Below are 20300 nucleotides of genomic sequence, written 5' to 3'. Positions count from 1 at the left end.
CGCGCCCCCTTCGCCCTCACACGAGCAGGGCGAACATCACCCCCATGCCGACGGCCATCGCCGCGTGGCAGGCGGGCTCGGAGGCTTCGCCCGCGAGGACCGCGACCGAGCGCCCGCCAGGTGCCGCACTGGCCAGCCGCTGTTCGTCGAACGCCTGGGCCAGCCAGCGCAGTCCGAGCACCAGGAGGACCAGGGCGAACAGTGCGGCCGTCCACTGGTCGCCGGCCTGTGAGAGCGTCATGGCGCTGGTGGCGTCGGTGCCGGACATGTCCATTCCCGGCATGTCCTGGGCCGCGCCTTCCATGCTTCCGGCCATGCCGGAGCCGTTCATCACGGCCGCCATCCAGGCCATGGAGGCCATCATCACGACGTGGGGCAGGGCGCCTGACAGTGCTGCGGTGCGGGTCGTCGCTCGCGCGGAGCGGGCGAGCGCGGCGCCGGCGAACCAGAGGGCGCCCGCGGAGAAGACGACCACCTGCGGTCCAGCGGGGAGGTCCATCCCCCATGGCCAGGCCATCGCGGCCATTGCTGCTCCCATGACCGCGTGCAGGGCGTGGCCGACGCGGTTGACGACGGGGCGTCCCGGCGTCGCCGCCAGCCACAGGGCGTAGCAGGCGGGCAGGACGAAGAGGGCGGTGAGGATCCACCTCAGTCCGGTCGCGTTGATCACGCGGCCACCTCCTTGGGCTCGTTACGGCGCCGGCGTCGCGCGCCGACGATCAGGTCGACGACGATGAAGGCCAGCAGGGGCAGGCCGAAGAGGGGGATGAAGTAGCCGATGGCGGCGGTCAGCAGGACGGCCGGGGCGAGGAACCAGCCGGGCAGGCGTCGCCAGGTGCCACGGGTGGGGGCGCGGCCGAGGGTGAAGCCGTCGGTGCGGGTGGGCCTGCGCAGCCACCACATGCGGTAGCCCCACAGGATCATGCCGATCAGGGCGATCGCGAGCAGGGCGAGGACGATCTGGTTGGCGAGGCCGAACAGCAGGCCCATGTGGGCGTCGATGCCCCAGCTGGTCATCTTCGACAGCAGTGGATAGTCGGCCCAGTTGGCGCGGTCGGTGATCTTGCCGGTGGTGGGGTCGACGGCCACGGTGTCGTGGCGTTCGGGCCAGCTGCGGGTGTTCTCCTTGACCACGTAGGTGGCCTGGTCCTTGGTCGGCGGGCTGACGTTGAGGACGCCGCGCAGTCCGGCCGCGTGCGCGGAGGCGACGACCGTGTAGAGGCCGACATCGCCCTCGCTCGCCCTGGCGCCGGAGCCGGTGGGCTGGTGCGTGGTGTGGCCCGGCAGGGTGGTGGAGACCGCCGGCGTGGGTCCGGCCAGCGCCGACTGGATCTTGCCGATACTGGCTCCGGCGTGGACGGACCAGGTCATGCCGGTGGCGGACAGGCCCAGCAGCCCGACCGAGGCCCACACGCCCACCGTGGCGTGCCAGGACATGGTGCGTCGGCGCCCCTTCGGCCCGCCCTGGGGGATGACCATCCGCCGGATCCGCTGACGGGAGCGCGGGGCGGTCAGCCAGAGGGCGAGTCCGCCGAGGATCTCCACCCCCAGCCAGCTCGCCGCGATCTCGCTGTAGATCCGGCCGGGCTCGCCCAGGTTGAGGTGCCGGTGGAAGCCGTCCACCCAGGATCGGACCGGAAGCCACCATCCGGCGAACGTCCGCTCCTGACCGAGCACTTCACTGGTGTACGGGTTCACGAAGGCGGTCTGGGTGTAGTTGTCGGGCAGGCCGGGCCGGTCGAAGACGACGCGGGTGCTGTCCGTGCGGCCGGTGGCCGGGGTCACCGAGAACAGCGTGCCGTCGGGGACCGCCTTGCGCGCCGCCGCCACCTGGGCGGACAGTGCCTGGGGAGTGCCGTGCGGGGTGACCTTGAGTTCGTGGCGGTAGACGACCGCCTCGATCTGCGGGGTCGCGGTGTACATCAGTCCGGTGATCGCGGCCACGAGCAGGAACGGGCCGATGAGGACGCCCGCGTAGAAGTGGAGCCGGAGCAGGATCGGGCGCAGGCCGCTCCACGACACGGGCGGCTTGGCGCCGGGCCGCGCGCGCGCCTCGGTGGCCGGAGCCGTCGCGTCGTCCTCGCGAGACGTGAGGTCGGGGTCGGGTTCTGCTGTGGATATGTCCGTCGCAGCTCGTGCTGTGTGGCTTTCCGCCATAACGGGCCTTTCTATAACGGAACGTCGTCCACCGCTTTCGGCGGTCCGGTGTAGTGGTCGGACGCGAGGGCGGGCGAGTTCCCGGCGCCTTGCCGTGAACGGGGTCACGGCAAGGGCGGAGGAGTCGTGGTGGTGGGCTGACGCCGCTCCGCTCAGGCGGCAGGCGTGTGCGGGGCGCGGCGCCGGCCCGTGTTGGTTCAGGCGGCGGCGAGTTCGTGCGTGCCGGGACCGGGTGTCGGCGCTGCGGCGTCGGTGAGAGACCGCGTCAGGAGGGCGCGGGCCCGTGAGACACGCGAGCGCACTGTGCCCACGGGGCACCTGGCCAGCACGGCCGCCTCCGCGTAGGACAGGCCGAGCAGTTGCGTGAGCACGAACGCCTCGTACCGGTCCGGGGGCAGGGCTTCGAGGAGTTCCATGACGGCGATGCCGTCGTCGAAGCCGGGCAGCCCTTTGGGCTGGGTGCGCTCGGCCGCGCCTTGCCAGTCGGTGGTGTCGGCGATGCGCGGCCGGGCGGCGGCGTGGCGCAGACTGTCGGCCACGACGCGGCGTGCGATGGACAGCAGCCAGGTGCGGGCGGAGGAGCGGCCTTCGAAGCGGTGCAGGCTCGTCAGGGCGCGCAGGAACGTGTCCTGGGTGAGGTCGTCTGCGGCCTGCGCGTCCTTCGCCAGATAGGTGACGAAGCGGCGCACGTCCAACTGAAGCGCGCGCACGAAGTGTTCCAGGGCTTGGCCGTCGCCGCGCGCGGCGGCGAGGGCGATGGCGGTGACCGACTCGTCGGTCACCGCGGGCGGGGCAGGAGTCATTGCCCGAGGTCCCTTCTCGGATCCCGCTCGGCGCACGCGTGAGCGACTGCCGGCGCGGGGCCGGACAGTTCACGGGTGTGTCACGGGAAAACGGGAGGTGAGCCGTGCGGCCGCACAGAACGGCGTAGCACGGAAAGCGCGTCCGGGGCTGCGATCAGCCGCCAGGCGCGTGGCACCGGCTGTCAGACGACAGCGGGCGCCCCAGGGGGGCCTCGGGTGGCCAGGGTGTGGACGAGGAGCCGCGAACGCAGCGGCGCGACGGCGATGAGGGTCCGGCGCGCGGGCGCGGGCACCTGGGCCACCGGGCACGGGGCCAGGACCAGGCGCAGGGGTACGAACGCCCGGTCGGCGACGGCACGCAGCACGCGGAACGCTGCCCGTTCCCCCATCGCCAGCCAGATGCCGCAGACCAGCGCGGCGGCCACGTGCGCGGCGAGCATCCCCCACGACGCCGTACCCGACATCGCACCCATGTGGTGCATGCCGGCCATGGAGTCCATCCCGGCCATGTCGTGCGCCATCGCGCCGCCGCCATGTCCCGCGGGCGGCATGTGCATCTGCTCGGTGAGACCCGTCCGCACCGCCAAGTCGTAGGCACGGGACGCCGCCTCGGGCGTGGGATCGCCGCACAGCAGCAGGCGAGCCCACTGCTCAGGTGTGGCAGCCGAGGACGTGCCGGTGGGCGTGGTGGCGTGCGCGAGCGACTGGGACAGAGTGAAGGCGGCGTGCAGGCACGCCTGCACCGCCAACGTCAGCAGGACCACGGTGCGCCGTCGGCGCTCCTCGGCGGCGAAGAGCCAGCCGGTCAGCGCCGTCGCGACGGCTGCCGAAGCGAGTACGGGCCACGGCAGCGGCGTGCCGGACATCCATACGTGTCCCACGGCAGCGAGCACGACGCACACGGCGGCGAACATCGCGGCGCGGGACGCGCGGGACAACCGGCTGACGGACACAGCCACATCTTGGCACTGGCACCGCGCGCCGGGCGGCACCGGGGCGGGCCATTGGCACGTGTGGTGCCTCAGTGATTTCGGCAATGCCCCGTGAGGCCGGGCAGCGAGGTGGGAGCATGAGCCCGCCATGACTGCTGGACGGTGTGCGCGCACAGTGCGGACCGGGGTGTTCGCGGCGATCTGTGCCACGCTCGCGGCCCTGGGGCACGTCGTCATGTCCGGCACCGGAATCCCGTGGTGGGCGCTGCTCGTGGCACTGGCCATGACGGCGGTCGTCGGCTGGGGACTGTCCGCGTTCGAACGCGCGGGGCGGACCGTGGTGACGGCCTGCGTCGGAATCCAGGTCGCCCTGCACGTGACGCTGTGTCTGGCGCAGGCCGCCGCGCACCCGGACGCCGGCGGATCCCTGCCGCGCCGCTGGCTCGCGTACCTGCTCTGCACGACTCCGCCGACACCTCACCCGCAGAACGGCTCCATGCCGTCCATGCCCGGGATGAGCGGCACGACGAGTACCACCCTGCACTCGATGCCCGGCATGGGCGCCCCGGGGCACGGCATGAGTGCCGCGTCCTCGGCGGGCATGCTCGCCGCCCACCTCCTCGCCGCGGCCCTGTGCGGCGGATGGCTGGCCAGGGGCGAACGCGTGGCCTTCGACGCGCTGCGGGCCGTCGAGTCCTGGCTGGCGGCGCCGCTCCGTCTTCCGGTGCCGTGCACGCTCGCGGCACCCGACCACCCTGTCCCCGCGACCCGTCCGGTCTCCGACCGGGCTCCGCGTCGCCTCCTGCTCGCCAGGGCGATCACCTCAAGGGGACCGCCGGTTCCTCCCGCTGTCGCCTGACGACAGCCGGCATCCCGGCGCCACCCCACCCCCGGCGCCGCGCGGCGGCCGCACGCAGCTCCTACGGCCGCTCCCCTCCTTCACCGCACCGGCATTCCGTCGGCGCAGGCCGCGCCGTGGCCCGGCGGGGGCCCGCCGCCTCGCTCGCACGGGACCGCGGTCTGTCCGCCGTGACGCGATCCCGGTGCCGCCCAGAGAGGCACACCAGGTGATCACTCCTGTCCTGCACGACTCCCGCGACGCCTGTGCGACGCAGCTCGCCCTCGCGGCCCGCGGTGGCGAACCGCACGCCACCGATCTGTTCGTCCGGGCCCTGCACCGCGATGTACTGCGCTACGTCACCCGCCTGTGCACCGATCCGCACCTCGCCGACGACCTCGCCCAGGACACCTTCCTGCGCGCGCTCGGCAGCCTGCACCGGTTCGAGGGGCGCTCCTCGGCCCGGACCTGGATCCTGTCGATCGCCCGCCGGGCGGTCGTCGACAGCTTCCGCCGTGCGGCGGCCCGGCCGCTCCTGTCGGACACCGACGACTGGCAGGACACCGCGGAGCGCGCCCAGCCCCGCTGCGCCCCGGGCTTCGACGAGGGCGTGGTCCTCACCACGCTGCTGGACGCCCTGCCCGACCGGCGTCGTGAGGCATTCGTCCTCACCCAGCTCCTCGGCCTTCCCTACGCCGAGGTGGCAGCCCTCACCGGATGCCCGGTGGGGACGGTCCGCTCGCGTGTCAGCCGGGCACGTACGACGCTGATCGAGCAGCTGGACCACGCCGAACAGCACGCGGCCCTCGGCACACCCGCCTGAGCACCCGCCTGACCGGCTCCTTCCCGCGTCCCGCTCACGCCGGACGCGGGAAGACCGTCCGGCGGACCGGGCTCACTCGTGCGGGAACATCGCGAACAGCTTCTTTACGACGTCGGGACCCGCGCTCTCCCTGGTTCCCGCGTCGTACGGCGGTTGCGGCGCGTACTCAAGGAGGAGTTGCACGGCCTGGGCCGCGTCGTCACCGGCGATCAGTCCGGCGAGGGTCAGGGCCATGTCGATGCCCGCCGATGCTCCCGCGCCCGTGGCGTAGTGGCCGTCGACTACGACGCGCTCCCGTACCGGGGTCACGCCGAACCCGGTGAGCTGGTCTAGAGCGCCCCAATGGGTCGTCGCCCGGCGGCCGGTGAGGACTCCGGAGGCGGCGAGGACCAGGGCGCCGGTGCACACGGACGTCATCCAGTCGGCGCTCTCGTCGACGCGCCGCAGCCAGGCGTGCAGGGCCCCGTCGGACATCTGGTCCGCCTGCCCCGGCCCGCCGCCGACGACCACGACGTCGGGGTGCGGCACGTCGTCCAGGCCGGCCACGGCGTCGATCGAGAGGCTGCGCAGGTCGTTGCGTACGGGGCCGGGTGCCTCGGCGACGAACACGCTCTCGGTGTCGGGCAGTCGGGCCAGTACGTCGTAGGGGCCGATGACGTCGATGGCCGTGAAGCCCGGATAGAGCACGATCGCGATCTGCATGGAGAGCTCCTTCGCTGGTTCCGGCCGGGAGACGGCCACGAGCGGACACCGTCTGCGTCCGGTGCGCGCAGGGAGTTCGCGCATGGAGGGAGTCGTGGCCGTGCGGGGCCGAGTTCCCGGCGCGGTATTGATGGCCGGTAACCACTCCGGGTCCTGGGCCATGTGCAGGGCCAGGTCCGACATCCCCGTACGAGTGACTCGTGCGACACGAGGGAACTAAGACGTGCCGCGGTCCGACTCGTGGAAGACGGCGGTATCCGGCTGAACACCGGAGCTGCCGCATCCGTACCCACAGACGCACGCACGTCTCCCCGTTTCCAGGAGTAGCGCCATGAACCGATCCGACTACCGCGTCACCGGCATGACCTGCGGCCACTGCGCCGCCGGTGTCACCGAACAGGTCAGCGCCGTACCCGGCGTCAGCGACGTAAGCGTCGATCTGGAGAACGACACGGTACGGGTGACGGGCCCGGCCTTCGACGACGCGCAGGTGCGCGCCGCCATCGAGGAGGCCGGATACGAGGCGGGCGCCGCGGCCGTCGTCTGATCCGCGCCTCTCGACCGGAGCGCACCGGCGGCGGACGCCCGGAGGCACCGGCGACGGCGAGGGCTCACTGGTGACGGTGCCTCACCGGATGCCGGCGTCGGCCCGCCGGCGCACCTTCCGCCGCCCTGCGCACCACCACGTGCAGGGCCAGGCTGCACACAGGCTGCACACCATTCCCGCGGCGAGGCCCGCCCACGCGCCGGTCGCCGCGGCGAGCCGGAAGCCCAGCCATCCGTACGCTCCCACGAGCAGCAGCGTGGTGGCTGTCGGCAGGCCGCAGGCGAACACCCGCTGGCGCCACCGGTGGCGGCGCGACAGGTCTCGTGTCGCCCGATCCTCCCCAGGGCCAGGCGTCGGGAGCGGCGCGCCGGTCTGTCTGCATGGCGGGACCCCTGGTGGGAGATGGCCGGGCAACCGCCTCAACACCCATGCGAACAGAGGGCGTTGGAGTAGCCTCGATAGCGTCGAAGCTGTCCTTCCCACACCTTGGGGGAGCCATGCACAGGACTCAGGACCTCATCGAAAGCATCAGCAGCCGACTCTCGGTCGACAGTGAACTCCTCGCTCGTACGGCAACCGCGCTGACCGACTGCGAACGGGCGAGCAGCGCGTGCGCGGCGGGCATGCTCGCCGACAAGGACGCCGACGCGCTGCGTGAGGCGATCGCCCAGAACCTCGCCTGCGCCGACGTGACCGCCACGATGGCCCGGCTGCTCGTACGCGGGGACGACACGCAACGACCGCTGATCACAGCGCAGCTCGGCGTCTGTCTCATCGCCTGCCGCGACGCTCACGAACTGTGTGGCCGGCATGCCGGGCACCGCGAGCACTGCCGTGTCTGTTCGGAGACGGCCCAGGAGGCCGCCGAGGCGTGCGAGGCGCTACTCACCGCCCTCGCGCGCTGAACAACCCCTCGACTGGCACTGGTTCACTCCGCGGACGTCCGCGCTCAGCGGGTCCGCCGCGTACGTCAGCCGCACCACACCGTCCTCGTCGCGTCGCGCGGAGGCGGTCACGCCGAAGACCTTCGCGAGGACGGCCGGGGTGAGGACGTCGAGGACCGGCCCGGCCGCGACGACGTCGCCCTGGTCGAGAACGACCAGGTGGTCGCAGAAGCGGGCCGCGAGGTCGAGGTCGTGCAGGACGGCGAGTGTCGTGGTGCCGGTGGCCCGGATCAGGTGCAGCAGCTCGAACCGGGCGCGGATGTCGAGGTGGTTGGTCAGCTCGTCCAGGACGAGCAGACGGGGCTCCTGGGCCAGGGCCCGCGCCAGCAGAACGCGTTGGCGCTCGCCGCCGGACAGCGAGGCGTAGTCGCGGTGCACCAGGTGCCGGACTCCGCAGCGGTCCACGGCGTCCTCGACCGCCTGCTGGTCCTGGGGCCCGTCGCGTCCCAGGAGGCCGTGGTGGGGTGCGCGTCCCAGGGCGACGGTCTCGATCACCGTGAGGCCGCCGCTGCCGCCGGTTGCGTCCTGGAGGACGGCGGCGGTGCGCAACGCGGCTGCGCGCGGGCTGAGTTCCCAGATGTCGTCGTCGCCGACCCGGACCGCGCCGTCGGCCGGCCTGAGGGAGCGGTAGACGGCCCGCAGGAGGGTGGACTTGCCGCTGCCGTTGGGGCCGACGAGTCCGACGAGGTCGCCGGGCCGGGCGTGGAGGTCGACGCCATTGAGGATGGGGTGGCGGTCGAGGGTGATGTGGAGCCGGTCGACGGTGAGGCGCATGGGTGTCAGTCCAGACCCTTGTTGCGGCGCAGCAGCCACAGGAAGAAGGGGGCGCCCAGGAGGGCGGTGAGGATGCCGAGGGGGAGTTCGCTCGGCCGGTTCAGGGTGCGCGAGAGCAGGTCGACGAGGACGAGGTAGACCGCTCCGAGCAGGGCGGACAGCGGCAATAGCCGGCGGTGGTCGGCGCCGGTGGTGAGCCGTACCAGGTGGGGGATCATCAGGCCGACGAAGCCGATGCCGCCCGCGACGGCGATCACCGAGCCGGTGAGCAGGGCGCTGAGCAGGAGCAGGATCGTGCGGAGCCGGTTGACGTCGGTGCCGAGTGAGGTCGCGGTCTCGTCTCCGGCAAGGAGCACGTTGAGCTTGCGGCCGAAGAGGGTGAGCAGGACGGTGCAGCCGATGACGACGGTGGTGACGGCGGGCAGTTGGTGCCACTGGGCGCCGGCCACGCTGCCGAGCATCCAGAACATCACGGTGCGCAGTTCGGTGGGGGTGGCCTGGAGCTGTACGTAGCTGGTGGCCGACAGGAACACGTAGCCGACCGCCACTCCGGCCAGGATCAGCCGGGTGGGCGCCATCCGGCCGCGCCTGCGTCCCAGCCAGAAGACCAGCGCGCCCGCGACGACCGAGCCGGCGAACGCGGCGGCCGACACCCCCACCCCGAACAGGGCCGCTCCCCCGCCCAGGGTGATGACGATGACCGCGCCGAGGGTGGCACCGTAGGAGAAGCCGAGTACGAGCGGGTCGGCGAGCGGGTTGGCGACCACGGTCTGGAGTACCGCGCCGGACAGAGCGAGCCCCGCGCCTGCGACAGCGGCCGAGCACGACGCGCGGGGTACGGAACGTCCACACGATCTGGTCCAGGGCGCCGTCGCGGGGCGGGGCGCCGATGCCGGTGACGTGGTGCAGGACGATGCTCCACACCTCGCCCAGCGGCACGTTGACCGCGCCGATGCTGACGGCGACCAGCATCACGGCGACGAGCACGAGAGGCAGGGCGACAAGGGCGAGTGATGCGCGCCGCCGACGCGGTGGGGTCAGAAGGCTTCCGGGTGCAGCTTCTCGGCGATCTTCTCCACGGCGCGGTCGTTGTCGGGGCTCAGGTAGATCGAGTCGGACACCGTCACGTACGTCTTGGTCTTCGCGGCCGGCCACTGGGGGAACTCCTTGAACAGTTTCTCGGCGTAGGCCGCGGGGTTCGGGTCCTGGTAGGCGATGACGACGAGCGCGTCGACATCCGTGGCCGCCACCTTCTCCTTGCTGAGATCGGCGAACGACGTCTTCGACGCGTTCTCGAAGACATTGACGGCACCCGCCTTGTCGAGAATGTCGTTGTAGATTCCCTTGGCCACCACCGCGCTGAAGTCGTTGCCGCCCATCGTCATGTTGGTGAACAGCATCATGACTTTCGGTTTCTTCGTGCCCTTCACCTTCGCCGCGACGGCGGCGATGTGCTTGCGTGAGGCGGTGATGATCTTCTCCGCACGGTCCGGGACGTGAAAGATGCGGCCCATGTCGCGCAGGAGCCGGTAACTGTCCTCGATGGTGAGTTTCGAGTTCTCGTCGTGGCAGCCCTGCGGGGAAATGTAGGTGCGTGCACCGGCGTGCTGGAGTTCGTCGCGGGTCGCGAATCCGTTCTTCGCGTCGAATCCGTACGAGGTGGTGGACAGGACGAAGTCGGGGCGCAGCCCGATCATCGACTCCCGGGGGATGTCGAAGGCGTCGTTCAGCTTCACGTCCCCGGTCGGGAGTTTCTTGATCGCCGCGGCGCGACCGGGCACCTCGGACATGCCGTACGACTGCTGGTTCGCCACGATCTTGTCGCCGAGCCCCAGGGCCAGGAGCGTCGAGACCTCGGCGACGGAGGCGCCGTTCATGACGACGACCCTGCTCGGCGCCTTGTCGAAGACCTGTGTGGTGCCGCAGTTCTCGATCTTCACGGGATAGCCGGAGCCCCCGGCGGTCGCTCCTGCCCGAGCTCCCGGAGTGTCGTCATCGGCCGATCCGCCGCACGCCGTGACCGCGAGACTCAGGGCGATGACGGCCGCTACGGCGGCTGCTGGTCTGGTGACGGGCATACGCATTCCTCCGGTGTCCGTGGGAGGGTCCGATCCCCCGATGCAGTAGTCGGGCGGTCCAGCTTTCCGGTTCCCTCCATCCATGGAGAAAAGAAGAAATCCTGCCGGCTGCCTCCCGCACCGGGACGGGGTGTGGCGATCAGGGCAGCCGACAGGAGTGCGGAGCACGCTCGGGAAGGCGAATTCCATCGCGCTCCGCAGGAAAGATGCTGGCACGGTACGAGTCCATGTGAAAGGCGCTTTCCCGCACATCCACTCGTGAGGATTCTCCTTTTACCCGCCGGGAACCAAGGGGCGCCGCCCGCCGACTACCTTGAATTGCGGGAGGTCGGTGCAATGTGCGCGATCAGAGCGATCCGGGCCGCACGACTTCCGCCCGCACGCGCACCGTGCCGCTGTGCGTGAAATGCAGATCGAAGGAGATCCGGTCGCCCAGGTGCCAGTCCGGGCCGGCGGGCACGGTGACGTCGCTGGACATCGGAGTCATGTCCAGTGTGCCGCGCGCGGGCACCGGAAGCCGGTCGGCGGCGTCACGGTAGGCCGCGCCCTCCGGCGTCATCCGGTGTCGGCTCAGAGCGATCCCGTGCCCGATCGCGGGGGAGGTCACTGACGTCAACTCGTCCGCGGAATCCCCCTGGTTGGTGACGCGGAAGAAGGCGGCCGTGTCCGGGGTGCCTCCGGTCGGCAGGAAGACGCGGGCACGAGTGACAGCGAGGTCGGGCGGCGTACCCGCGTTTCCGAGAGACGTCCACGCGGTCAGCCCGCCCAGGGCCACCACACAGGCGGCCACGGGGGCGGCTGCCGCGAGCAGCGACTGCCGCAGCCTCCCGGCCCTCCGTGCAGACAGGGAGGTCGTGAATATGTTCACCAGGTGCTCCTCGCCCACTGTCCGGGCTTGTGCGGGCGGGCGGCGGTGGGTGCGGGCTGCCAGGTGCGCAGGCGCAGGCTGTTGACGACGACGAGGACCGAGCTGAGCGACATCGCCGCGGCGGCCAGCATCGGGTTCAGCAGACCCACCATGGCCAGCGGCACGGTGACGACGTTGTAGCCGAACGCCCACACCAGGTTCGCGCGGATCGTGCCGAGGGCAGCGCGCGACAGCCGTACGGCGTCGGCGAGCGCCTCGATCTCACCGCGCACGAGCGTCACGTCGGCGGCGCCGATCGCCACGTCCGTGCCGGCGCCCATCGCGATCCCGAGGTCGGCCGAGGCGAGGGCGGCGGCGTCGTTGACGCCGTCCCCGACGACCGCGACCCGGCGCCCCTCGGCGCGCAACGCGGCGACTAGGGCGGCCTTGTCCTCGGGCGAGCAGGCGGCGTGCACCTCGTCGATGGCCAGCTGCGAGGCGACCGCACGGGCGGGAGCCTCCCGGCCCCCGGTGGCCAGCACCGGCCGCACCCCCAGCCGCCGCAACCGGTCCACGGCACGGTAACTGCCGGGCCGCAGCACGTCCCCGACCGCGAACAGCGCCACCACCGTGCCGTCCACGGACAGCCGCACCGCGGTGTGCGCCGCTTCCTCGGCGGCACGCAGAGCGTCCCCGAGGGCTTCCGGCAGGTCGTCGCCGACGGCGGACACCTCGACGAGCCGCCCCTCCACCCGGCCGCGTACACCGAATCCGGGCGTCGCCACGAAATCCGACACCTGCGGCAGCACCTCATCGGCGAGCGCGCGTACGGCGTGCAAGGTGATCGCCCGGCCCAGCGGATGCTCCGAGGCGTCCTCGACCGCCGCCGCCAGCCGCAGCACTTCACTCTCATCGGGGCCGTCGGGAACGGCGGTCACCCGGGCCACGCTCATGTGCCCCGACGTCAGGGTGCCGGTCTTGTCCAGTACGACGGTGTCGACGTGCTGCAAGCCCTCCAACGCCTGCGGCCCGGTCACCAGCACACCGAGCTGCGCGCCCCGCCCGGTCGCCGCCATCAGCGCGGTCGGCGTGGCCAGCCCCAGCGCGCACGGGCAGGCCACCACCAGCACCGCCACACACGCGGTGACCGCTGCCTGCGCCTCGGCGCCCGCGCCGAGCCAGAAACCCAGCGTCGTCACCGCCAGCGCCATAATGACCGGCACGAACACACCGGCCACCGAGTCCGCGAGCCGCTGCGCCCGCGCCTTGCCCGCCTGCGCCTCGGTCACCAACCGCGTGATACGCGCCAGTTGAGTGTCCGCACCCACGGCGGACGCCCGCACCACCAGCAGTCCGCCCGCGTTGACCGCGCCGCCGACGACCGCGTCCCCGGGCCCGGCCTCGACCGGTTCGCTCTCGCCGGTCACCAGTGCCTGGTCGACCGCCGAACTGCCCTCCACCACCACACCGTCGGTGGCGACCCGCTCGCCGGGACGCACCAGGAACGTTGCCCCGACAGCCAGCTCCTCCACCGGGATCAACCGCTCACGCCGCCCTTCGCGAACGGCGACGTCCTTCACCCCGAGCCGGGCCAGCGACCGCAGCGCGGCACCGGTCCCGCGCCGCGCCCGCGCCTCCAAGAACCGGCCCACCAGCACGAACAGCGGCACACCGACCGCCGCCTCCAGATACAGATGCGCCACCCCGTCCGCGGCCGACGGCACCAGCGTGAACGGCATCCGCATCCCGGCCCGGCCGGCGCCGCCGAAGAACAACGCGTACACCGACCACGAGAACGAAGCCACCACACCCAGCGACACCAACGTGTCCATCGTCGCCGCACCGTGCCGCGCCCCACGCAACGCCCGCTGGTGGAACGGCCACGCACCCCACACCGCGACCGGCGCCGCCAGCATGAAACACAGCCACTGCCAGTTCCCGAACTGCATCGCCGGAACCATCGACAGCACCAGCACCGGCACCGCCAGCAACGTGACGATCAGCAGCCGCTGCCGCTCCGCCCGATCAGCCGCTTTCTGCTCGTCGTCCGGCGTCGCAGCAGCCTCCTCCGCGGCCTTCGGCAGCCGGGCCGTGTACCCCGCCTGCTCCACCGCCGCGACCAGCTCGTCGGGACCGACATCGGCCGGGTGGCTGACACGGGCATTGCCCGTCGCGAGATTCACGCTCGCCGCAACGCCGTCGATCTTGGCCAGCTTCTTCTCGACGCGCCGCACACACGCGGCACACGTCATCCCGCCGACCGTGATGTCGGTGACGGCCAGGGACGGCACAGACACGGCACCCATCAGCCACCACTCCCGTGATCCATCTCCATGCCGCCCATGTCACCCATGCCACCCGAGCCCGGCTCACCACCGTCTCCGCCGCCTCCACCGCCGCTGTTGGACCCGTGCATCCCGGGAGCGACGGGACCGACCGCGTGTCCCACCGCGTACGAGACGCCGAACATCACGGCCAGCAACAGGACGAACCCGAGCAGCGCGGGCGGCGCCGGAAAGCGCCGACCGTCCCGGCCGACGGCGGACGCCGACATGGAGGCGCACTGGCCTCCGGAGACTTCACTCACTGCTTCTCCTGATCGTGCCAATCACCGCTCCCCCCGACGTCGAGACAGGGCTCGTGACGCACGGTGTCTTTCGGTAGTCGGATACGTGCAACAAAGAGTTCCCGCCTCATTACGTGAGCCTCATCACGCGGCACGCGGCACTGCAGCGGCGCGGACCTCCGGAACGGGGGAGACGGCGAGTCCTGCCGCAAGTACCCGAGCCAGTACAGACAGCAGGGCGCGCCGAGGGGGCCCTGCGGGAGCTCTGATTCAACCGGTTTCGCATCGGACCGCGCCGTCCACTGCTTTGCCGGCAACCTGGCCATGCGGCGCAGGACATTCACACTGCCCGGCTTCTTCAAATCACGGCGCGGCACCGTCGCGAACCGCCAAGAAGAGCCGTTCGCGCTCTAAGCAAGCCCACGCAGCACATTTCATCCGAACGAGGCGCCCTCAGTGCGCCTCGAATTACCTCGGGAGCAGCGGGCATCGTTCCCTGGCACAACACCCAGGACCCGCAGGGGAACCCATGCACCAGACCCTCAACGAGCGGCAGCAGACAGTGCTCGCCAGGGTGGGCCAGGGGTGTCCAGACGGAATCTGGCCGGACAGCACTTTCAAGTTCACCGCTCAGGCACTGCAGAGTCGCGGACTCATCAAAATCACCAAACGACGAGGACATTGGAGCGCCAACCTCGCCGACAAAGGGCAGCAGCATCTCACCGACCGCGGCATTCGCCCCGTCGAGCAGACCCCTGCGCCACCCGCGCAACCCAGCCGCAAACCGGCACCGCCACGCCCCAAGACCGCGGCTAGGGCCCGTACGAACTACACCGACCAACTCCTCGAAGAACTGGCCGCGAACGACGGCTGCCTCATCAAGCCCATCGAACCCGGCCCGCCGCAGTGAATTGGACGTCCAGGGTGAACACCGCCCGCAAGTCCGGCAAGATCCCGCGCTCACAAAAACTCTACGCATACCGCACCCATCGCGGCTACGAAATCAAACTCGTCGACATCCCCGCCTGGCGCCTCGCCGAACTCACCCCGCCCCCCGTTCCGGCCAGACTCACCAAACCCCACTCCCTCGTGGCCGCCCTCCAACAACGACCACAGCCCATGGGGCTCACCAAATCCATCCAAGGCCGAGCCCTGCGCATCATCCAGGCCCTCGTCATCGCCGCCGAAGCGCAAGGCCATAAGGCAGCACTCGGAACCACGCAAGGCGCTCCCCCACTCCACCGTCGCCGCAGCGCACCACCGCACTTCACCATGACCGCCCAAGGCGAAAGCATCGGATTCCTCGTCCTTCAAGAACAGGACCGCAGCGAACACATCCCCACCGGCGAGGAAATCGCCGACGCCAAGAAGCACTCATGGATGCGCATCGCCCGCTTCGACTACACCCCCTCAAATCGCCTGCGCTTCATCCTCCGCGGCAAAGCCGCAGAACACGAACGCCTCGCAGACCAGCAAGCCAGGGAAGCCCAGCAGAGGCGCTGGGAAACCGCCATGGAGGAAGCGCGCACCGCATACGCCTACGCCTATCGCGTCAAGCACCTCGAAGAACAAGCAGACGCCTGGCACCAGACCAAGCACCTCACCAAGTCCGCCGCAGCGCCGAAGCTGCCCTCCCCACCCAAGCCCAGCGGCGACGACCTCAAGCCTTTCCTCGGCCACTGGAGCCCATACGGACCCCGTTCCTGCTGAGCCTCAAATCAGGCCATATCGAGCACGGCTTCACCAAGAGGCGGTAAAGAAGGAGCCCCCCTCAAGCCGTACTCGACACACCGTCACCTGCAGGGACGAGCATCTGACACCTCATCAGAACGTGCGTCAAACGTGCGTCGGAAGGGCCCAACATGCGTCGAACATGCGTCAATATATCGCCCGTAACGCACACAACGCACATAATGCACACTCGCTAAAACAGCAGGTCAGCGGCCTTTTTCGGCAGGCTCAAGGATCGCGACGCACTCAACATGATGCGTCATCGGGAACATGTCGACGACACGCGCTCTCGCCGTAGCGGCACAGATCCCGCATCAGCCCCAACTGCATGAGGGTCATCACCAAAGCCATCCTCGCCCTGGAGAAGCAACGCCGAAAATGCTCCCTGGTCCGGAAGAGCTAGTCTGGATCGTGGGACACGCTTGACCTCGCGTCTGACCTGCGGCGTTGCTAGGCGTCCGCTGGATGTACAGCCGTCCTGGTCCGGATCATGGTCGCCGAATGCGCTTCGGTGTGGCGTGAACCGATACGCGCCATCCGGCCACATGGCGAAATGTACGCTTTCGGGGCACGGCGGGTAATGGTAAGAACGTGCCCTGGGCAACGATCATGATCATGCGACGGGGGATGCATGAGTTCACCCGATGGCTCCGCCGAGCCGCTGTTCTCTGAAGTGCCGAAGCCGTCGCAGGTCCCAGTGACAGTGCTGTCCCCCATGATGGCGACAGGCCCTGCGGTGACGCCCAAGCAGATCCTCGCGCATCACTCGCCGACTCAGTTCGAGGAGTTCATCTACGAGTGGCTGCTGGCGCTGAAGGAGGAGGAATACGTGGACGTGATGCAGCTGGGCGGCGCCCACGACGGCGGCGCCGATGTCGCCGCGTTCCTCACGGCGCAGCGGACGGACGACCGGTGGCACTGCTATCAGTGCAAGCACTACGGGAAGGCGCTCACCCCGGCCATTGCCTATGTCGAGATACTGAAGATCATCGCGGTGGTGGCCGGCGGCAAGTACCGCACGCTGCCCGAGCGTTACGTCTTCGTGGCGCCCAGGATCGGCGCCTCACTCACGCAACTGCTGGCCAAGCCCGCGGAGCTGAAGGAGTCTTTCCTCGACTGGGTCGCCAAGGGCGCCGACCGGCTGACCACGGAGTACGGCGCAGATCCGCTCGGAGCGGCGCTGGAGCTGGCCCGGGAGACGGATTTCGCCCGCTTCGAGGCGGCCAATCTCGATCGGATCCTCGAGCAGCACGCCACTACGCCATATCACGTACGCAGGTTTGGTACGCGGCTACCGGACCGCGAGGCCCGTCAGGCGCCCCCGCCAGAACACACACCGGCGGAAACCCGGTACATCCAAAAGCTCCTGGACGTCTACCAGGAGAAGTGGGGCTGTGGCCTCGGAGCGATGGGGCAGGTGCGCACGCATTCCAAGGCGGGCCCTCACCTGCAGCACCAGCGGGAAGCCTTCTACTGCGCCGAGCAACTGCGGGTGTTCGCCCGTGACAGCGTGCCGGAGGGCACCTTCGAATCGCTGCAGAAAAACGTCTACGACGGTGTCGTCAACGTGACCTGGCGGGACTTCGCCACCGGATTCGACCGGCTCAACGCGGTGCAGGACGCGGCACGCGACATGCAGCTGGGAACGAATGTCCTGGTCCACGTGGTGGAGCCCATCGATCGCATGGGCATCTGTCACCAGCTCGCCAACGACGACCGGCTGACCTGGGTCGAGGAGGAGACGTGAGGGCGCTCAACAGCCCGCTGGAGGTTGGTGTGCGCGCTCTGGTGCTGCTCGCAGCCTCCTTTCCGCGGTCGCTGGACCTGGCTCAACTGGTGTATCTGGATTACGCGATGCTGCACAGCGGCGAAATGGACGGACCGCCCAGTGTGCACCCGTCACTGCCGGCCGGCCCGGGCGAACTGGCCATGAAGCGCCAGCTGCTCGAGCAGGGACTGGTGGTGCTGATGCGCGCGGGGCTGGCTGACGTGCAGGCGGACGACGGCGGGCTGACGTACCGGGCGAGCGAGGAAGGCCCGGGCTTCCTTGACCTGCTCGAGGCCCCGTATGTCGGAGCCCTGCGAGAGCGGGCGCAGTGGGCTCTGGCCTTCCATCACCACATCCCGGCGGACAGCCGTACCGCCACGGACGACATCACACAGCGGTGGATGGAGACGTTCGAGAGCCGTCTGCCACGCCAGGGAGGCGATGATGACTGAGCTGCGCCTGCTGCATCTGACCTACGCCGGCATGGGTCGCGAGACGGCCCGCGTGGACTTCGACCCCCGCCTGACGATCGTGTATGGCGCCTCGGACACCGGCAAGTCCTTCGTCACCGAGTCGATCGACTACATGCTCGGCGCCCGCAAGCTGAATCTCATCCCCGAGGCCGAGGGTTACTCGCAGATCCTGCTGGGCATCGCCTTACCCGACGCGTCAGTCATTACCCTGATGCGAGCGCCTCAGTCCGGGCGGGTCAGCGTCTTCGAGGACGATATCCGCGACCTCGTCTACCGGTCGCCAGACTTGGTGCTCTCCGCCCAGCACAGCCCCCGGACCACCAGGAACCTCTCCCGCTACCTGATGGAGCGTATCGGGCTAAACGGCTCGCTGCTGGCCACCAACGACTCCGGTGGTACCAAACTCGCCAGCTTCCGGGACCTGCTGCACCTGTGCCTGATCAGTGAGACCCGCATGGTCTCGAAGGTCTCCCCCGTCCTGCGCACCTCGGGCACAAGCGGCCAGACCGCGCACAAGTCGGCCCTCAAGCTTCTGCTCACCGGGGCGGGCGAGCAGCCCTCGCCCAGCCGCCTCAACCAGGCGCAGCGCCGCGTCCACAAAGGCAAGATCGGCCTGCTGGACGACCTGATCCTCGGACTGCAGCGCCAACTGGCCTCACGCGAGGCCAACCAGAGTCAGCTGCAGCAGCAGCTGCGGCGGCTGCTGGAACATCAGGAAACCCGCGCCGAGTCGCTGCGGAACGTCACTCGTCGTCACGCGCAGGCGGCCTCCGACCGCGCGGCCCTGTCCGTGGCGTTGGCCCGGTACGCGCAGCGCCTGGCAGAGACCGATGACCTGTTGGGCCGGTTTGAGCTGCTGCGCGCCCAGTACGAGTCCGACCTGGCCCGCCTGGGCATGGTCAGCGAGGCCGGCAGCCTGCTCGGCTACTTCCGCAGCGGCCCGTGCGTGTTCTGCGGCGCAGAGCCCCACCACCAGCAAGCCGGTCACGACTCCATGGAAACTACCGCCCTGCACCAGGCCGTCACCACTGAAAGCACCAAGACTCGCACGCTCCTGGCCGACCTGCTGGTCACCATCGACGACCTGCGCTCTCAGCGTGAGTCCGTGGACGAAGACCAGGCCACGCAAGCCGCCTTGGCCGATCAAGCGGACGCCGAGATCACCCGCATCGAACGCGAGGAACTCAACCCGCTGCAGGACGAGGTGGGCGAGGTGATGGCCGCCCGCTCCCGCCTGGAGAGCGAGCTCGGCCTGCACGCACGGATCGAGGAGCTGGAAGACGTTAGAGCGCAACTGGTCTCCGAAGACGCCCAGCCCGGTGGGCAGCCCAGCCGCGGCATTCCGCCCGCGGTGCTGACCGGCTTCGATCGCACCGTCGAGCGGACGCTGGATGCCTGGCAGGTCCGCCGGGAGGAGGAGGTGACCTACGACCAGTACACGGCGGAGCTATATGTGGGCGACCGGTCCCGTGCCGGCCACGGCAAGGGCATGCGCGCCGTCCTGCACGCCGCTTTCACCACAGCTCTGGCCGACTACTGCCTGGAGCAACGGCGCAGCCATCCTGGCTTCATTGTGCTGGACTCCCCCCTGGTCACCTTTCGGGAGCCCGGGGTACGGGAGGCGGATCTGCGCCAGAGCGTGCCTCGGCACTTCTATCGCCATCTACTTAACGCCTTCCACGGCCAGGCCATCGTCGTGGAAAACACCGACCCTCCGTCGGACATCCTCGATCAGGCGCAGGTCTACATGTTCAGCCGCGAGGCCCACGGCCAGCGCTTCGGCTTCTTCCCTCTCACGTCATCGTCCCTGCCGTCGTAGTGACCGTTTTCGGCGTTCCTTCCCGTCCTCGCCGACATGGTCTATAACGGGGCGGGCGACTGGGTCACCACTGCCAAGCGCCGCCCACCGGGCGGCGACAGACCCATCGAGCGGACCAGGAACCGAGGCCTGTCCACGCCGGGCACCCGTCGAACGAGCCATGGCACGACTGAAGTCCTGGCAGATCTTCCGCAGATCCCGCATCAGCCCCAACCGCAGCGGCATTACCAAGCCGTCCCCACCCTGGAAAGCGTCAGCAGCGAGCACGACGAGGCAGGAGGTTCGCTGCAGGGCGGCATGCTGCGTCGTTCGCCGAGGTGAGCGCCGCCCTGCTCCTGGTTGCCGCTCCAGCTTCCGCCGCCGTGGCGTCCGAACGGTTCCGCTGCGACTCATTGATCGCCGAAAATCGAAAGGCGACCGACTTCCTCAACGGCTCACCCGGCGCCGCCGCCTGGACATCTGAACCCGCCGACCCGTGCTCGACAAACGGGGCAGGCC

General features: G+C 70.0%; 20 protein-coding genes and 1 pseudogene. 10 read left to right on the top strand and 11 right to left on the bottom strand.

What is annotated here, in order from left to right; all coding sequences use genetic code 11:
- Positions 1-16 precede the first annotated feature (16 nt).
- The 4 genes from N5I75_RS32560 to N5I75_RS32545 all read right to left on the bottom strand — a co-directional run bounded on the left by N5I75_RS32560 (position 17) and on the right by N5I75_RS32545 (position 3913).
- A complete protein-coding gene (locus tag N5I75_RS32560) occupies positions 17-670 on the bottom strand; it encodes a DUF5134 domain-containing protein (RefSeq protein WP_476683543.1) in 654 nt (217 codons plus the stop codon).
- Entirely contained in the window at positions 667-2157 is a 1491-nt protein-coding gene (locus tag N5I75_RS32555; protein ID WP_476683541.1) for a PepSY-associated TM helix domain-containing protein, read from the bottom strand. The genes N5I75_RS32560 and N5I75_RS32555 overlap by 4 nt, the downstream gene beginning before the upstream one ends.
- A gap of 197 nt (positions 2158-2354) precedes the next feature.
- Positions 2355-2960 (bottom strand): sigma-70 family RNA polymerase sigma factor, encoded by a 606-nt coding sequence (locus N5I75_RS32550; protein ID WP_476683539.1) that lies wholly within the window; start codon positions 2958-2960, stop codon positions 2355-2357.
- A 182-nt stretch (positions 2961-3142) separates the two neighbouring features.
- Positions 3143-3913 (bottom strand): hypothetical protein, encoded by a 771-nt coding sequence (locus N5I75_RS32545; RefSeq protein ID WP_476683538.1) that lies wholly within the window; start codon positions 3911-3913, stop codon positions 3143-3145.
- Positions 3914-4040: 127 nt separating this feature from the next.
- Here N5I75_RS32545 and N5I75_RS32540 point away from each other — a divergent pair, with 127 nt between their 5' ends.
- Positions 4041-4751, top strand: a complete 711-nt coding sequence (locus tag N5I75_RS32540; RefSeq protein WP_476683536.1) for a hypothetical protein — start codon at positions 4041-4043, stop codon at positions 4749-4751.
- Positions 4752-4959: 208 nt separating this feature from the next.
- A complete protein-coding gene (locus tag N5I75_RS32535) occupies positions 4960-5553 on the top strand; it encodes a sigma-70 family RNA polymerase sigma factor (RefSeq protein WP_476683534.1) in 594 nt (197 codons plus the stop codon).
- A 72-nt stretch (positions 5554-5625) separates the two neighbouring features.
- Here the strand turns inward: N5I75_RS32535 and N5I75_RS32530 are convergent, their stop codons facing one another.
- Positions 5626-6255 carry a DJ-1/PfpI family protein gene (locus tag N5I75_RS32530; protein ID WP_476683532.1) on the bottom strand — a complete coding sequence of 210 codons (630 nt, stop codon included), beginning with the start codon at positions 6253-6255 and terminating at the stop codon, positions 5626-5628.
- Positions 6256-6586: 331 nt separating this feature from the next.
- Between N5I75_RS32530 and N5I75_RS32525 the strand changes: the two genes are divergently transcribed.
- Both N5I75_RS32525 and N5I75_RS32520 read left to right on the top strand, forming a co-directional pair.
- The gene (locus tag N5I75_RS32525) at positions 6587-6802 is read left to right on the top strand and encodes a heavy-metal-associated domain-containing protein (RefSeq protein ID WP_476683530.1); all 216 of its coding nucleotides are present in this window, start codon (positions 6587-6589) and stop codon (positions 6800-6802) included.
- 497 nt (positions 6803-7299) lie between these two features.
- On the top strand, positions 7300-7707 hold the full coding sequence (locus N5I75_RS32520; RefSeq protein WP_476683528.1) for a four-helix bundle copper-binding protein: 408 nt from the start codon (positions 7300-7302) through the stop codon (positions 7705-7707).
- Here the strand turns inward: N5I75_RS32520 and N5I75_RS32515 are convergent.
- From N5I75_RS32515 to N5I75_RS32490, 6 genes are all read right to left on the bottom strand, one after another.
- On the bottom strand, positions 7684-8520 hold the full coding sequence (locus N5I75_RS32515) for an ABC transporter ATP-binding protein (protein ID WP_476683526.1): 837 nt from the start codon (positions 8518-8520) through the stop codon (positions 7684-7686). The two genes, N5I75_RS32520 and N5I75_RS32515, sit on opposite strands and share 24 nt — an antisense overlap.
- Positions 8521-8525: 5 nt before the next feature.
- Complete coding sequence (locus tag N5I75_RS32510) at positions 8526-9287, bottom strand: FecCD family ABC transporter permease (RefSeq protein WP_476683524.1); 762 nt, start codon at positions 9285-9287, stop codon at positions 8526-8528.
- Positions 9288-9557: 270 nt separating this feature from the next.
- Positions 9558-10598: an ABC transporter substrate-binding protein gene (locus tag N5I75_RS32505; protein ID WP_476683522.1), complete on the bottom strand. Its 1041-nt coding sequence runs from the start codon at positions 10596-10598 to the stop codon at positions 9558-9560.
- 346 nt (positions 10599-10944) lie between these two features.
- The gene (locus N5I75_RS32500) at positions 10945-11466 is read right to left on the bottom strand and encodes a copper chaperone PCu(A)C (RefSeq protein ID WP_476683520.1); all 522 of its coding nucleotides are present in this window, start codon (positions 11464-11466) and stop codon (positions 10945-10947) included.
- Positions 11463-13751 carry a heavy metal translocating P-type ATPase gene (locus N5I75_RS32495; protein ID WP_476683518.1) on the bottom strand — a complete coding sequence of 763 codons (2289 nt, stop codon included), beginning with the start codon at positions 13749-13751 and terminating at the stop codon, positions 11463-11465. Before N5I75_RS32495 ends, N5I75_RS32500 begins: the two co-directional genes overlap by 4 nt.
- Positions 13751-14032 carry a hypothetical protein gene (locus tag N5I75_RS32490; RefSeq protein ID WP_476683517.1) on the bottom strand — a complete coding sequence of 94 codons (282 nt, stop codon included), beginning with the start codon at positions 14030-14032 and terminating at the stop codon, positions 13751-13753. The genes N5I75_RS32495 and N5I75_RS32490 overlap by 1 nt, the downstream gene beginning before the upstream one ends.
- Positions 14033-14540: 508 nt before the next feature.
- On the opposite strand from N5I75_RS32490, the gene N5I75_RS32485 reads away from it, so the two are divergent.
- From N5I75_RS32485 to N5I75_RS32460, 6 genes and pseudogenes are all read left to right on the top strand, one after another.
- Positions 14541-14921 (top strand): hypothetical protein, encoded by a 381-nt coding sequence (locus tag N5I75_RS32485; protein ID WP_476683515.1) that lies wholly within the window; start codon positions 14541-14543, stop codon positions 14919-14921.
- A gap of 14 nt (positions 14922-14935) precedes the next feature.
- Positions 14936-15721 carry a hypothetical protein gene (locus tag N5I75_RS32480; RefSeq protein ID WP_476683513.1) on the top strand — a complete coding sequence of 262 codons (786 nt, stop codon included), beginning with the start codon at positions 14936-14938 and terminating at the stop codon, positions 15719-15721.
- A 652-nt stretch (positions 15722-16373) separates the two neighbouring features.
- On the top strand, positions 16374-17489 hold the full coding sequence (locus N5I75_RS32475) for an ABC-three component system protein (RefSeq protein WP_476682518.1): 1116 nt from the start codon (positions 16374-16376) through the stop codon (positions 17487-17489).
- The gene (locus N5I75_RS32470; protein ID WP_476683511.1) at positions 17486-17962 is read left to right on the top strand and encodes an ABC-three component system middle component 2; all 477 of its coding nucleotides are present in this window, start codon (positions 17486-17488) and stop codon (positions 17960-17962) included. The genes N5I75_RS32475 and N5I75_RS32470 overlap by 4 nt, the downstream gene beginning before the upstream one ends.
- Positions 17955-19802, top strand: a complete 1848-nt coding sequence (locus tag N5I75_RS32465) for a hypothetical protein (RefSeq protein WP_476683509.1) — start codon at positions 17955-17957, stop codon at positions 19800-19802. Before N5I75_RS32470 ends, N5I75_RS32465 begins: the two co-directional genes overlap by 8 nt.
- A gap of 18 nt (positions 19803-19820) precedes the next feature.
- Positions 19821-20019 (top strand): annotated as a pseudogene (locus N5I75_RS32460) (transposase family protein); the annotation flags it as partial.
- Positions 20020-20300 lie beyond the last annotated feature (281 nt).

This window comes from Streptomyces sp. R818 (assembly GCF_056172735.1).
Note: the sequence above shows the minus strand (reverse complement) of the source record. Positions and strands in the feature narration are given on the sequence as shown.